This is a genomic window from Mesorhizobium sp. BHscii, assembly GCF_053848065.1.
The window spans coordinates 31,535-44,773 of sequence record NZ_JBSPKW010000008.1 but is presented as its reverse complement, the minus strand read 5'-3'; the positions used below and the strand labels follow the sequence as shown (position 1 = coordinate 44,773).

Genomic DNA, 13,239 nt, shown 5'->3' with positions numbered 1-13,239 from the left:
TTGTGGGCAAAGGTCACCGCCATGTCGCTGCGCCTCGCCACCTTCAATGTCGAAAACCTGATGAACAGGTTCGATTTTTCCGGATACCGCAACCAGCTCAACGAAGATCGCACGCTGGCGCTCTTCGACATCCAGAGCGAGGCCGAATACAAGATGCTGGAGCAGGCGCGGGCGATTGCGCAATCCGACGATACGCGCCAGCTGACGGCATTGGCCATCGCGGCTACCCGCGCCGACATCATCTGCATGCAGGAGGTCGACAATATCGAGGCGCTGAAGGCTTTCGAATACGGTTATCTGTTCAAGATGGTCGGGCATGGCTACCGCCAGAAATACACTACCGCCGGCAACGATTCGCGCGGCATCGACGTCGCCGTGATGATGCGCAACGAGACCGCTCAGGGTCAGCCGATCGAATTCGTGCGCATGACAAGCCACGCCCATGTCACGTTCGAACAATTCGGCCTGCACACGCCGGAACTGGCAGCGCTTGGGCATCACGCAAACCAGCGCATCTTCCGGCGCGACTGCCTGGAGATCGACCTGACCGTCGGTCGCGTGCCGCTGACGCTCTATCTGGTGCACTTCAAGTCGATGGGCTCGCCCCGCAACGGTCTCGACGGGCGCCAGGCGACAATGCCGCTGCGCATCGCCGAGGCGCAAGCGGTGCGCCGGATCATCGAGGAGCGTTTCGGTGGGGATCACGCCGCCGACAAGTACTGGGCGATCTGCGGCGACATGAACGATTATCGGCAGCGCGTGAAGATCTCCGGCGACGCCTTTGACGGCTACCGCTTCGAGGTGATCGATGAGAGCCAGTCCTGCCTCAACGTGCTCACCGCCGGCGGCTTTTGCGAGAATGCGGTCGAGCGGCGCCCGGAGATGGATCGTTGGACCTTATACCATACGCGCGGACCGCAAGAGCGGCATCTGTGCCAGCTCGACTACATCCTGTTGTCGAAGGCACTGGCAGCCAAGAACGCGACGGCCGTTCCCGACATCATCCGCAACGGCCAGCCCTGGCGCACGATCTTTCCGGCGGGCCAGGAGGTGGACCGCTTTCCGCGTGCCGGCTGGGATCGGCCGAAAGCGTCGGATCATTGTCCGGTGGCGATCACCCTTGAAATGGCCTGAGGGTCGCTCCGTTGAGCTTCGACCTGCCGCGCAACATCATCCTGCCGGTCGACGCCGTCGACGTCAGGCTCGACCCCGGCCCGCATCCGTTCGAACGCGATAATGCGCAAGCGATCGCCGAGAATTGGCGGCGCGAGACCGCAGCCAATCCGGCGTTGTTCGACGGCACCGTGGTGCTGCTTTCGGCGCTCAGCTATCGCGATAACAGCCTCGTGGGCCGCTGCCATGCGGTGCGCTACTCGACCTTCATGCTTTGGCGCGGCAACCGGCAGGTGGCTGGGGCCGAGCACGCCTATGCCCATGCCATGCTGGTCGCCGGCGACAATGCGCTGGTAGCGATCCGCATGGCGTCGCACACGGTCAATGCCGGCCGCGTCTACTTCGCCGCCGGCTCGTTCGAGCCAACCGATTTCCGAGACGGCCTTGTCGATGTCGACTTCAACATGATCCGCGAGGTGCGGGAAGAAACCGGCCTCGACCTTGCCGGCGCGACACGCGGCAGGCGCTACTATGCCCTGTCGACGGCAATCGGCACGGTGATCTTTCGCCGCTATCGCGAGACGGCATCCGCCGACGAGGTCGCGCAGCGCATCAGTGCCTTTGTCGCCGGTGAGGCAGAGCCGGAAATCGACGGGCCTGTTATCATCCGCAATGCCGATGACCTGCCGGACGGGCTGATGCCGCATATGAAGCCACTGATCGAGTGGCATTTTGCCGGCAAGGACTGACGCATCGGCCCGAAATCGGAAAGCACCATGCAAAGATTCAAAGTGTTAGAGCGACGTGCGTCCAAGTGGACGCACGTCGCTCTAACGACGCATTTTGTTTTCGATGGCTTTGCGGTCGTTGCGGGCGGCGACGAAAAACAGCATGACGCCGATACCCAGCAGCGCACCCATCGCCGTTCCCATCGTCCGACCGACAACCTGCTGGAAATCGGCGGTGACATGATCGGGGTTGGCCATGCCATAGCTGGCCAAGTACCACCAAAGGCCCGCCAATGCGGCCTCGATGATCACCGTCACCAAAATCACACGCTCTTTCTTGCTCATCCCACTATTCCCCCATATCCCCAAGGCGATTGCTATCACCGCGGATTGTTTCGCGACAGGGGGAGGGCGACGGCAGCGTCAAAATTTTGGGGGACATCTGAAGGCGGCGCGCGCTCCGCCGCGCTATTCATGCCTCAGCGCGTCGATCGGATCGAGCCGCGCGCCACGCAGCGCCGGGAAGAAACCGAACACCATGCCGATCAGCGCCGAGAAACCGACGGCGAGCAGGATTACCGCCGGGCTTGGCGCGAAGGGGATGGTCAGCGTCAGCGAGGCGAGGCCGGCCAGCGCCAAGCCGATCAGGATGCCGATGATGCCGCCGAGCAGCGACAGCACGGTCGCCTCGACCAGGAACTGGATGAGGATGTGTTTTTCATGCGCGCCGATGGCCAGCCGGATGCCGATCTCGCGGGTGCGCTCGGTGACCGACACCAGCATGATGTTCATGATGCCGATGCCGCCGACCAACAGGCTGACGCCGGCGACCGCACCCAGCATGCCAGTCATCGTCGTGGTGGCGCTCGCCATGGCGTCGGCGATCTGGGTCATGTCGCGTATCGAGAAATCGTCTTCGCGGTCGGGCGTGATGCGGCGTGTGTCGCGCAAGATGTCCTCGACGCGCGGCAGCAGCTCGGTCGTCGGCGTCCGGTCGTCGGCGGCGACGTAAATCGAGTCGATGTCGCGGTTGCCGGCGATGCGGCGCTGATAGGCGGCGAGCGGCATCAATACGACGTTGTCCTGGTCCTGGCCGAAGCCGGTATAGCCCTTCGGCTCGAGCAGGCCGATGATCTTGCAGGATGTGCGATTGACGCGAATGAACTCGCCTTCGGGGTCGCCTGCGCCGAAAAACTGCTGGCGCACCGTTTCGCCGATCAGGCAAACGCCGGTACCCGAGCGGGTCTCCGAATCGCTGAACGGGCGGCCTGAAACCAGCTTCCAGTCGCGCGCATCGAGATAGGCGCTATCGGTGCCGGTGATACCCGATGTCAGGCTCTCGGTGCCGAAGATGACGCGGACCTGCTTTTGCGAGGCAGGTGAAATGGCGCGGGCGCCGCTCAGATGGGTGACGAGCGCGGCAAGGTCCTTTTGGGCAAGCGGACGGACCACCTGGTCGAGCCCTCCCGGTCCGCCGGGTCCGGCGGGGCGGCCGGAACGGACGACAAGCAGATTGCTACCGAGCTTGGAGATATCGGCCTTTACCTTTTCGGTGGTGCCCGAGCCGATGGTGAGCATGGCGATGACGGCGGCGACGCCGATGACGATGCCGAGCAGCGTCAGGAACGAGCGCAGCACGTTGCGGCGGACCGACAGCAGCGAGAGGCGGACAGTTTCCCAGATCACGGTTACACCACCTCAAGGTTCATGGTGTCGGATGCGACATGTCCGTCGAGGAAGCGGATTGTGCGCTCGGCATACCCGGCGACATCGGCCTCGTGCGTGACCATGGCGATGGTGAGGCCAAGCTCGGTGTTCAGCCTGGTCAAGAGTTCCATGATCTCGTGGGTGCGGGCGGTGTCGAGATTGCCGGTCGGCTCGTCGGCCACGAGCAGGGTCGGCCTGGTGACAATGGCGCGCGCGATCGCCACGCGCTGCTGCTGGCCGCCGGAAAGCTCGGCCGGCGTGTGGTGCTCGCGGCCGATAAGGCCGACCTCGGCCAGCGCTTTCATTGCGAGGTCATGACGCTCGCGGGCGGCAACGCCGCGATAGATCAGCGGCAATTCGACATTCTCCACCGCCGTGGTGCGCGGCAGGAGATTGTAGCCCTGAAAGACGAAGCCGACATAGAGGTTGCGCAGCATGGCGCGGCGGTTGCGGTCGAGACGGCCAGCATCGATGCCCATGAAGCTGTAGGTTCCGGCCGTCGGCGTGTCGAGGCAGCCGATGATGTTCATCGCCGTCGACTTGCCGGAGCCGGACGGTCCCATGATGGCGACGAATTCGCTGCTGCGGATAGCAAGGTCCACACCAGCCAGCGCATGGACCGTGGCCTCGCCCTGGCCATAGCTTTTCCAGACCTTGTCGAAGGTGATGAGCAGCGAACCTGACATGATTTCAGCTCCGCTGCTGCGCTGCGGTGATGACGTGCGCGCCTTCTTCGAGGCCGGAGGTGATCTCGGTCAGTTCGCCATCGGTGGAGCCGACCTTGACGCTGACCGGCCGAGGCCGGCCGTTCTCCAGCACGTAGAGCGTGCGCGAGCCGTCGGTAGGCTGCGACGTCGCCAGGCGCTGGCGGTTGCCGCCTGGACGGCCCATGCGGCCCGTGAACAGGTCGCTCAGGCTCCACGCGCGGGCGGCTGTTTGCGCCGGCCGATAGCGAAAGGCGATCGCCGGCACTGTGAGCACGCCCTTGGCCTGCCTGGTGACGACCGAAACGGTGGCAGTCATCCCAGGCCGCAACAGAAGCTCGTTGTTGTCGACCTCGAACCGTGCATCGTAGGTGACGACGCCGTCGGTGGTGACCGAAGCATACGAAATGTCGCGGATCTCGGCATCGAACCGCCGTTCCGGAAAGGCGTCGACGGTGAAGCGCGCATGCTGGCCGGGCCTGACCGCGCCGATGTCGGCCTCGTCGACCGCTGCCTTCAATTCCATATTTCTGAGATCGGCGGCGATGACGAACAACACCGGCGCCTGCAGCGAGGAGGCAACCGTCTGGCCGGGATCGACCGAGCGCGTCAGAACGATGCCGTCGATGGGCGCATAGATGGTGCTCTTGGCGAAGTCCGTCTGCTGCGCCTTGAGATCGGCATTGGCGATGGCAAGACTGGCTTTGGCGCTGTCGAGCGCTGCCTTGGAGCGGTCGCGCGTCGCGGTCGCCGCTTCAAGCGACTGGTCCGTCGCCATGCCGCGCTTGGTGAGTGCCGCCGCGCGCACAAGCGCCCTTTCGTTTTCGGTGAGGGTTACGGTGGCGGTCTCGACATTGGCGGCCGCCGCCTTGGCGGAAGCCTCGGCGCGCTCGATCTGCACCTCCAGCTTGGCCGTATCGAGCGCAGCCAGCACATCGCCCTTCTTCACCTGCTGGTTCTCGTTGACCGCGACCGAGCGGACGACGCCGGACAGTTCGCTCGAAATGTCGACCTGGGTGAGGGGCTGCAGCGTGCCGGTCGCCGATACCTCGACCGTGAGATCGGCGACAGCGGCCGGCGCCGTGGTATAGTCGATCCTGGCGGGAGACGCGGCGTACCATTGATAGCCGGCGAGGCTTGCGGCGATGACGACCAGCACAAGCAGGCCATAAAGCCAGCCGCGATGGCGTTTCTTCTTCAGACCCAGGTGGTCAAGCCCGAGTGCCGTCTCTATGTCGGAAGTGGATTCCGTCTTTGGCAGATTGACAATCTGGTCCACGCCGGACCCCTATGAACAGTGGTAATCCCATCAGTGCACAGATCAGGCCGAATGGTTCAAATATCAAATTAAATTTCGCCCATGTTGGGATTGAGGCAGAAGGCTTTGTACAATGCTGACCCGGAACTACTTATTGTACGACGTGTTCACGACCGAGCGGCTGGCCGGCAATCCGCTGGCCGTCGTGCTTGACAGCAAGGGGCTGGACACGACCGCGATGCAGGCCATCGCACGCGAGTTCAACCTGTCGGAAACCGTTTTCGTGCTGCCGCCTGACAATCCCAAGCACCGCGCCCGCATCCGCATCTTCACGCCCGATTATGAGATGCCGTTCGCTGGCCATCCGACTGTCGGTTCCGCGATCGCGCTTGCCGAAATAGCTGGCGATGGCGACACCGCCGGCATCTTCGTCCTGGAGGAGAATATCGGCCCGGTGCGCTGCGCCGTCAGCAAGCATGATGGCACCATCTTTGCCGAGTTCGACCTGGCCAAGCTGCCGGAACAACTGGAATTGTCCGCCGACCCGGTGGCGATCGGCGCCGCACTTGGGTTGGGTCCGCACGAAATCGGCTTCGAGAATCACCGCGTCTCGTTCTGGTCGGCCGGAGTGCCCTATGTGACCGTTCCGGTCGCCGATCTGGAGGCCGCCGCCCGGATAAGGCTGGATAACCAGGCGTGGTCGGAATTAGCACCCCGCAAGAGCGATTGGGCCTTCGCCAGCCCGTATGTCTACTGCCGCGAGACGGTGAACCACGACAGCGCCTTCCATGTCCGCATGATCGTGCCGGGCAGTCCCTCCTATGAAGATCCGGCGACCGGTTCGGCGGCGGCCGCCTTCGCTGGCGCTATCATGCATTTCGACGGCCCGCGAGACGGGGTCTCGCGACTGTGGATCGAGCAAGGGCTTGAGATGGGCCGGCCTTCGCGCATTCGCCTCGAACTGAATGTCGAAGGCGGCAGGCTGGCCGCCGCCCGCATCGGTGGCCATGCCGTCAAAGTAGCGGAAGGCCGATTGTTTGTCTGATCGCGAGTAACTCCTGCCGATTTGTCGGGAAATGAATCCGGCAGGGCTGGACATGCCGGATGGCGGCGGCTATATGCCCGCCGACGCTGGTTTTACCGGCGAGTGGGTGCGTAGCTCAGTTGGTAGAGCAGCTGACTCTTAATCAGCGGGTCACAGGTTCGATCCCTGTCGCACCCACCAAAGATTTCAAAGACTTAGGTGGCAAGACCCTGAGAACGGGGCGAGAATGTGAGACTGAAAATCTCAGTCTCACGCCCCTGTATCGAGCCGTGTCGCCTCTCATGAGTTTGCGAGCATTTACTTCTCCGACACCCCAGCCTCGGCGAAGCTTGCCATGCGGGCATGACATTCGAGCGCCGAACGGACAATGTTGACGGCGAGGCATGCGCCGGAGCCTTCGCCGAGCCGCATGCCGAGATCGAGCAAGGGCGGCAGGCCGAGCGCTTCGAGCAGGCGGCGGTGACCGGATTCGGCCGAGACGTGAGCTGCCAGCGTGTGGGCGAGGCCGGTGGGGTGCAGCCCGGCCAAAGGGGCCGCGGCGGCAGTGCAGACGAAGCCGTCGAGCAGCACCGGCACGCCGAGATGACGCGCTGCCAGCGTAGAGCCAAAGATGGCGGCGAGTTCGCGTCCGCCAAGGGCTGCTGCGATCTTCAGCGGGTCGGCAAGCGCCTCGGCGTGGCGCTTGAGGCCGGCCTCGATGGCCGTGATCTTGCGCACCAGGCCGGCATCGTCGACGCCGGTGCCGCGCCCGGTCCATTTTTCCGCGCCGCCGCCGAACAGGGCGGCCGAAATGGCTGCCGCCGGCGTGGTGTTGCCGATGCCCATTTCGCCGAAACAGACTAGGTCGAGGTCTTTCGTCACCGCGCCGTACCCGGCCGAGACGGCGGCGAGGAAGGCTTCGTCGTCCATTGCCGGCACTTGCGTGAAATCGCCGGTCGGATGATCGAGATCGAGCGGAATGACGTCGAGTTCGGCACCGGCGATGCGGGCGATCTGGTTGATGGCGGCACCGCCGCCGGCGAAATTCGCCACCATCTGCACGGTGACCTCCGACGGGAAGGCGGACACGCCCTGTCCGGTGACGCCGTGATTGCCGGCAAAGACGAAGACTTTGACGCGGCCGAGCTTCGGCATGTCGCGGCCCTGCCAGCGCGCAAGCCAGGCCGCTATGGTTTCCAGCCGGCCGAGACTGCCTTGCGGCTTGGTCAACGTGTCCTGGCGGCGGGCGACAGCATTTGCCGCGGCGTCGCTGCCGGCAGGCAGGTCGAGGCAGGCCGCGCGTAATTCATCAAGCGATTTGAAAGACATGGGGGGAAAGTCTCCGAAACAGAGTCAGGAAAGGCAAACGGAAGCGACGAGCAGTATTGCGATCTCGCCAAACTGCTGCAGCGCGCCGACCGTATCGCCGGTCTGGCCGCCGATCTGGTTGAGGCACAGCATACGGAAGGCGGCAAACAACAGGCCGAGCAGGATGAGCGCGGCGACCGCGCCACCGAACCCTAGCGTCAGCACCGCCACAGCGCCGAGCACGGCGCCGGCAATGGCGGTTTCGGCCGACACGGTGCCTGCGTCAACCGAGAGACCGTCGCTGCGCGCCGGCGGCAACAGATGCATGAAAGCGCCGAGCAGGCCGCGCGAAGCGGCATGCGCGGCAAGGAGAGCGGCGAGAACCTGCGCCGGGCTGGCGAATTCGGAAAGCACGCTCCAGCGGATCAGCAGCGAGATGCCGAGCGCACAAGCGCCATAGGCGCCGATGCGGCTGTCGCGCATGATCTCCAGTTTTTTCTCGCGTGTCTTGCCGCCACCAAAACCGTCGGCGACATCCGAAAGTCCGTCTTCATGCATGCAGCCGGTGGCGAGCAAGGTCGCGGCAAGGGCAAGTGCCGCTGCCGGGCCAGATGCAAGGCCGAGCCAGGTCCCGATCGCGTAAACCAAGGCGCCAATCAGAGCGACGGCGAGGCCGGCGACCGGCGCTGCCCAGATCGCGGCAGCAAGGCTGCGGTCCCGGAAATCGACGACCGGCAGCGGCAGCCGGGTGAAGAAGACGAAGCAGAGCGCGATGTCATCGAGCGCTTGGCGGGGCGAAGGGGGCATGTCCTTGAGTTTGAGCATGATCTATTCCGAAAACCGGTTCCCACTTTTCGCTGACGCGGACCTCCGGTTCGGGATCATGCTCTAGCCTCTCGCAATGGCATGGAAGAACGTGCCGCTGACATGGCCGCGGCGGTAACCGGAGGCGCCGAGCGGATTGCCCTGGCCGTCAGCGAGGTCGGCCAATGGCTCATCATTGCCAGTTGCGCTCATCTGCGCATAGTGGAATTCGTGGCCACGGATCAGCGTGCCCTGGGGTCCCAGTGGACAATCGGCGCGCAGCCGCGCCTCGCGGTAGCCGAGATTCATCTTTCGCTTGGCAAAACTGGTCGAGTGACCGAGCAGGCCGAGCATCCTGTGCGTCTCTGCCGATGCGTCCTCCAGCGCTTCGCCGAGCACCATGAAGCCGCCGCACTCACCATGCACCGGCCGTGTTGCCGAAAACGCCTCAATGCCGGCCCGGAAATTCGCAGCCGCCGCAAGGCGGCCGGCGTGAAGTTCGGGATAGCCGCCGGGCAGCCAGCAGACATCGCAACTGTCGCTGGGCGCTTCGTCGGCGAGCGGCGAGAAGGGGACGATTTCCGCCCCGGCTTTGCGCCAATACGCCGCGACATGCGGATAGATAAAGGCGAAGCCAGCGTCCTCGGCCAGTGCGATGCGCTGGCCGGGCGGTGGCAGCGCGTCGCTGAAGTTGCCCGGCGCGGGCGCAATTGGCGCCGCCAGCGCCATGATGGCCTCGAGGTCGAGCGATCTTTCGACCATCTCGGCCAACCGGTCGAGATGGGCCATCAAATCCTCATATTCGCCGGCCTGGACGAGGCCGAGATGGCGCTCCGGCAGGTTGAGCGATGGATCGCGCAGGATCGCGCCGACAACAGGCAGGCCGATCGCCTCGATCGCGTCGCTGCAAAGCCGGCGGTGGCGCTCGCTGCCCAGCCGGTTGAGCACGACGCCGGCCATGCGCACATCGGGGTCATAGGCGGCAAAACCCTTGGCGACGGCCGCCGCCGTGGTCGACTGTCCGGAAACGTCGAGCACCAGCAGCACCGGCAGGCCGTAAAGCCGGGCAAGATCTGCGGCCGAGCCGGTGCGGCCCGGAGCAGCGGGAATCCCGTCGAACAAGCCCATCGCGCTTTCGAGGAAGATGAAATCGGCATCTTCAGTTGCGTCACCGGCTAGCGCGTTGAGCAAGGCGGGCGGCATTGCCCAACTGTCGAGATTGACGCCGGAAAGGCCTGTCGCGGCGGTGTGGAAGCCGGGGTCGATATAGTCCGGCCCGGATTTGGCGCCACGCACTTTCAGACCGCGCCGGGCGAGCGCGCGCAGGATACCGATTGTGACGCTGGTCTTGCCCGAGCCCGAGCGCGGCGCGCCGATGATGATCGCGCGGGTCATGGCTCGCCCGCCAATGCCGCGCGCATCGCGACGATGCCGCCGACGACGATCAGCGCCGGCGAGGTCAACCCGGCGGCGGCCGCCTCCTCGGCGATGGTGGCGAGCGTGGCGACGACGATGCGCTCCTGCGGCGTCGTCGCGGCGACGATCACTGCAGCAGGCGTGGAAGGCGGCAGGCCGCCCTCGAGCAGCGAGGCTGATATCAGCGGCAGATTGGCCATTCCCATATAGACGACGACCGGCTGGCCGGTCCGGGCGATTGCCGCCCAGTCGAGGTCGTCATCGGTGCCGGCAGCGTGGCCGGTGGCCAGGATCACCGCCTTGTTGACGCCGCGCATGGTGGCCGGGATGCCGGCTCCAGCCAGCGCGCTGAGACCTGAAGTCAGGCCGGACAGGATGCGGAACGGGATGTTTTCGCGCGCCAGCGCCAGGGCCTCTTCGCCGCCGCGACCAAAAACATAGGGGTCGCCGCCTTTCAGCCTGACGACGCGGCGGCCTTCTCGCGCCAGCCGCACAAGCAAGGCGGTGATGTCTTCCTGCTTCATCGACGGTTGGCGGCCGCGCTTGCCGGCATAGAACAGCTCGGCACTCGCCGCCACTGCCACGACATCGGGAGATACCAGCGCGTCGTAGACGAGGGCGTCGCACTGCCCAAGCGCGGCCAGCGCTTCCAGCGTCAGGCAGCCTGGATCGCCGGGGCCGGCGCCGGCCAGCCAGACATGGCCCGGCTCCAGCTGGCGCGGTTTGAAGTTCAGCCGGGCCAAAGCCTGTTCGATCGTCGCGTTTCCACCTCTGTTTCCGGTGCCGTCGTTCACAATCCGTCCCGCCCGCGAAAACGCCGCTGATAGTGGGCGTCGTAAAGTGAACTCTCGCCAAAGCCCTCCGCTGCCAGCGAGCGGCCGACGAATATAATCGCCGTTCGTTCCATCGGATCGGCGGCCAATTGCGCCGCGATGGTGGCCAGCGTGCCGGTCAGCACGCGCTCGTCCGGCCAGGAGGCGCGGAAGACAACCGCCACTGGGCAATCGGCGCCATAGAATGGCGTCAGCTCGGCGACGACACGGTCGATGGCGTGGATGGCAAGGTGAATGGCCAGCGTCGCGCCGGTGCGGCCGAAGCCGGCCAGGGTTTCGCCGGGCGGCATTTTCGAGGCACGACCGGAGATGCGGGTCAGCACCAGGCTTTGTGCGATTTCGGGAATGGTCAGTTCGCGGCGCAGCGCTGCCGCAGCGGCCGCGAATGACGGCACGCCCGGCGTCAGCGTATAGGCGATGCCGTGCCTCTCCAGCCGGCGGATCTGCTCGGCAACGGCGCTCCACACTGACAGGTCGCCGGAATGCAGGCGGGCGACGTCGTGGCCGGCCTGGTGGGCCGCCACATATTCCGCTTCGATCTCGTCGAGCGACATCGGCGCGGTGTCGATCAATTTCGTGCCGGGCGCGCAGTGCTGCAACAGTTCCAGGGCGACGATCGAGCCGGCATAGAGGCAGACCGGGCAGCTTGCCAGCAGCCGGCTGCCGCGCAACGTAATGAGGTCGGCCGCGCCCGGTCCGGCGCCGATGAAGTGGACGGTCATACCGCGTCTCCGCTGATGGCGATGGCACAGGTGACCGGGCCGAGCACGATGCGGGACCCAAGCAGTTTTGCGCCTTTCCCGGCGGCGGCAAGCGCGGAGGCTTCGGAAACCGACGGCGTGCCGGCATGTTCCTGCGACAGGCTCGAGCGGCTGATTGCGCGCGAAGACGCGGCCCTGAGCGCATCGTCCTCGACAACGATCACTGGCAGGGCGAGCTCGCGCCCCGCCGAGAAGACTGCCTGCTCGTCCTGCTTCAGAGAAGCGGTGGCGAGCGCCGAAAGCGCCGTCATCGCCAGCCCATGCGCTTCCAGCGCGGTTTCTATGGCCGCAAGAACGTCTTGCACATTCACGCCTTTGCGGCTGCCGATGCCCGCGATCATCATGGCTTGACCCAGCTCCATTGGGTGACCGGCATAGCCGGCCGCCATGCCTGCATCGAACCAACCGGTGAAGCACGGGAGATAAAGATGTGGGTGAGATCGCCGCCGACCGCGGCGTGACGGGCGAGAAGCAGCGCCTCCATCTCCAGCGTCACTGCGTTGGCGACCAGCCGGCCGCCAACACGCAGGGCCTTGATCGCCGCGCCCAGCACGCCGGTATCGCTGCCGCCGCCGCCGATGAAGATCGCGTCGGGCGTGCCTAGCCTGGCAAGCGCCTTCGGTGCCGAGCCTTCGACCACGACAAGGCCAGGCACGCCACAGTGTGAAGCGTTGCGGCGGATGCGGGCGGCGCGGGTTGGATCGGCCTCGATGGCAATGGCGCGCATGGAGGGATGGGCGAGCATCCATTCGATGCCGATCGAACCCGAGCCGGCGCCGATGTCCCACAGCAATTCGCCGCGCCTGGGGGCGAGGGCGGACAGGGTGATGGCGCGCACCTCGCGCTTGGTGATCTGGCCGTCATGCTCGAACAAATGATCGCCAAGGCCTGACGTCAGCGGCAGGATGCGTCCTTCTGAAGTCGATCCAACTTCGATTGCCAGCACGTTGAGCGGGTTGATCTTTTCGAGGTCGAAGGCGTCCGCACGCGTCGAACGCAGCCTTTCGTTCGGGCCGCCCAGTGCCTCCAGAATCGTTAGACGCGACGCGCCGAAGTCGAGTTCGGTCAGCAGGCGCGCAATCGCGGCTGGTGCATCGCCGTCCGAGGTCAGCGCAAGGATGCGGGTGCCCGGATGCAGCAGTGGCCGGATCAGGTCGAGCGAGCGGCCGTGCAGCGAAATGGTCTCGATATCCTGCAGCGCCCAGCCGAGGCGGGCGGCGGCCAGCGATGTGGCCGAAGGGGCGGGAATCACCTGCATCTCTTGCGAAGGAATCTTGCGAGCAAGGGTGACGCCGACACCATGGAAGAACGGATCGCCGGAGGCCAGCACACAGACCTTTTTACCCGCAAGTGCCAGCACGTCGCCCATTTCTGCATCGAAAGGGGTCGGCCAGGCGCGTGCTTCGCCTTTGGTGAGCGATGCGACAAGGGCAAGGTGGCGCGTGCCGCCGAAGACGAATTCGGCCTCGGCGATCAACCGCTTGGCCTCTTCGCCGAGACCCGCTACACCGTCCTCGCCGATGCCGACAATTGTTAGCCATCTTGAGTTGAGCTTGGCGCCGCGCGGACCGTCAGCAGGCATG

At 65.2% G+C, this 13,239-nt stretch carries 14 protein-coding genes and 1 tRNA gene; 4 read left to right on the top strand and 11 right to left on the bottom strand.

The annotated features are described in order from the left end of the window. Nucleotides 1-21: 21 nt before the first annotated feature. Entirely contained in the window at nucleotides 22-1,134 is a 1,113-nt protein-coding gene (locus ACWTU7_RS13485; RefSeq protein ID WP_455840377.1) for an endonuclease/exonuclease/phosphatase family protein, read from the top strand. A gap of 11 nt (nucleotides 1,135-1,145) precedes the next feature. Further along, nucleotides 1,146-1,862, top strand: coding sequence for a hypothetical protein (locus ACWTU7_RS13480; protein WP_455840378.1), 717 nt, complete (start codon nucleotides 1,146-1,148; stop codon nucleotides 1,860-1,862). Nucleotides 1,863-1,943: 81 nt separating this feature from the next. Here the strand turns inward: ACWTU7_RS13480 and ACWTU7_RS13475 are convergent, their stop codons facing one another. From ACWTU7_RS13475 to ACWTU7_RS13460, 4 genes are all read right to left on the bottom strand, one after another. Then, entirely contained in the window at nucleotides 1,944-2,186 is a 243-nt protein-coding gene (locus ACWTU7_RS13475; protein WP_455841389.1) for a hypothetical protein, read from the bottom strand. Nucleotides 2,187-2,309: 123 nt separating this feature from the next. Then, on the bottom strand, nucleotides 2,310-3,527 hold the full coding sequence (locus ACWTU7_RS13470) for an ABC transporter permease (RefSeq protein WP_455841388.1): 1,218 nt from the start codon (nucleotides 3,525-3,527) through the stop codon (nucleotides 2,310-2,312). Between the two features lie 2 nt (nucleotides 3,528-3,529). Further along, nucleotides 3,530-4,234, bottom strand: a complete 705-nt coding sequence (locus ACWTU7_RS13465; protein ID WP_455841387.1) for an ABC transporter ATP-binding protein — start codon at nucleotides 4,232-4,234, stop codon at nucleotides 3,530-3,532. 4 nt (nucleotides 4,235-4,238) lie between these two features. Further along, nucleotides 4,239-5,531 carry an efflux RND transporter periplasmic adaptor subunit gene (locus ACWTU7_RS13460; protein WP_455841386.1) on the bottom strand — a complete coding sequence of 431 codons (1,293 nt, stop codon included), beginning with the start codon at nucleotides 5,529-5,531 and terminating at the stop codon, nucleotides 4,239-4,241. 112 nt (nucleotides 5,532-5,643) lie between these two features. On the opposite strand from ACWTU7_RS13460, the gene ACWTU7_RS13455 reads away from it, so the two are divergent. Together ACWTU7_RS13455 and ACWTU7_RS13450 are read left to right on the top strand one after the other, a co-directional pair. Further along, nucleotides 5,644-6,555: a PhzF family phenazine biosynthesis protein gene (locus ACWTU7_RS13455; RefSeq protein WP_455841385.1), complete on the top strand. Its 912-nt coding sequence runs from the start codon at nucleotides 5,644-5,646 to the stop codon at nucleotides 6,553-6,555. Between the two features lie 104 nt (nucleotides 6,556-6,659). After that, a tRNA-Lys gene (locus ACWTU7_RS13450) sits at nucleotides 6,660-6,735 on the top strand. A gap of 117 nt (nucleotides 6,736-6,852) precedes the next feature. On the opposite strand, the gene cobT is transcribed toward ACWTU7_RS13450, so the two are convergent. From cobT to cbiE, 7 genes are all read right to left on the bottom strand, one after another. Next, nucleotides 6,853-7,863, bottom strand: coding sequence for a nicotinate-nucleotide--dimethylbenzimidazole phosphoribosyltransferase (gene cobT / locus ACWTU7_RS13445; RefSeq protein ID WP_455841384.1), 1,011 nt, complete (start codon nucleotides 7,861-7,863; stop codon nucleotides 6,853-6,855). Nucleotides 7,864-7,887: 24 nt separating this feature from the next. Beyond that, nucleotides 7,888-8,667, bottom strand: a complete 780-nt coding sequence (locus ACWTU7_RS13440) for an adenosylcobinamide-GDP ribazoletransferase (protein ID WP_455841383.1) — start codon at nucleotides 8,665-8,667, stop codon at nucleotides 7,888-7,890. A gap of 63 nt (nucleotides 8,668-8,730) precedes the next feature. Continuing rightward, entirely contained in the window at nucleotides 8,731-10,041 is a 1,311-nt protein-coding gene (locus tag ACWTU7_RS13435; RefSeq protein ID WP_455841382.1) for a cobyrinate a,c-diamide synthase, read from the bottom strand. Next, entirely contained in the window at nucleotides 10,038-10,856 is an 819-nt protein-coding gene (cobA, locus tag ACWTU7_RS13430) for a uroporphyrinogen-III C-methyltransferase (protein ID WP_455841381.1), read from the bottom strand. Before cobA ends, ACWTU7_RS13435 begins: the two co-directional genes overlap by 4 nt. After that, complete coding sequence (gene cobM / locus ACWTU7_RS13425; RefSeq protein ID WP_455841380.1) at nucleotides 10,853-11,617, bottom strand: precorrin-4 C(11)-methyltransferase; 765 nt, start codon at nucleotides 11,615-11,617, stop codon at nucleotides 10,853-10,855. Before cobM ends, cobA begins: the two co-directional genes overlap by 4 nt. After that, the gene (locus tag ACWTU7_RS13420) at nucleotides 11,614-12,000 is read right to left on the bottom strand and encodes a cobalamin biosynthesis protein (RefSeq protein ID WP_455841379.1); all 387 of its coding nucleotides are present in this window, start codon (nucleotides 11,998-12,000) and stop codon (nucleotides 11,614-11,616) included. Before ACWTU7_RS13420 ends, cobM begins: the two co-directional genes overlap by 4 nt. Continuing rightward, entirely contained in the window at nucleotides 11,997-13,238 is a 1,242-nt protein-coding gene (gene cbiE, locus ACWTU7_RS13415; protein WP_455841378.1) for a precorrin-6y C5,15-methyltransferase (decarboxylating) subunit CbiE, read from the bottom strand. The genes ACWTU7_RS13420 and cbiE overlap by 4 nt, the downstream gene beginning before the upstream one ends. Between the last annotated feature and the right edge of the window lies 1 nt (nucleotide 13,239).

Bases quoted from the DNA above. Each gene is read 5' to 3' on its own strand.
- ACWTU7_RS13435 (WP_455841382.1), bottom strand. From the start codon at position 10,041: ATGACCCGCGCGATCATCATCGGCGCGCCGCGCTCGGGCTCGGGCAAG.
- ACWTU7_RS13475 (WP_455841389.1), bottom strand. From the start codon at position 2,186: ATGAGCAAGAAAGAGCGTGTGATTTTGGTGACGGTGATCATCGAGGCC.
- cobM (WP_455841380.1), bottom strand. From the start codon at position 11,617: ATGACCGTCCACTTCATCGGCGCCGGACCGGGCGCGGCCGACCTCATT.
- ACWTU7_RS13455 (WP_455841385.1), top strand. From the start codon at position 5,644: ATGCTGACCCGGAACTACTTATTGTACGACGTGTTCACGACCGAGCGG.
- ACWTU7_RS13420 (WP_455841379.1), bottom strand. From the start codon at position 12,000: ATGATGATCGCGGGCATCGGCAGCCGCAAAGGCGTGAATGTGCAAGAC.
- ACWTU7_RS13440 (WP_455841383.1), bottom strand. From the start codon at position 8,667: ATGCTCAAACTCAAGGACATGCCCCCTTCGCCCCGCCAAGCGCTCGAT.
- ACWTU7_RS13485 (WP_455840377.1), top strand. From the start codon at position 22: ATGTCGCTGCGCCTCGCCACCTTCAATGTCGAAAACCTGATGAACAGG.
- cobT (WP_455841384.1), bottom strand. From the start codon at position 7,863: ATGTCTTTCAAATCGCTTGATGAATTACGCGCGGCCTGCCTCGACCTG.
- ACWTU7_RS13465 (WP_455841387.1), bottom strand. From the start codon at position 4,234: ATGTCAGGTTCGCTGCTCATCACCTTCGACAAGGTCTGGAAAAGCTAT.
- cbiE (WP_455841378.1), bottom strand. From the start codon at position 13,238: ATGCCTGCTGACGGTCCGCGCGGCGCCAAGCTCAACTCAAGATGGCTA.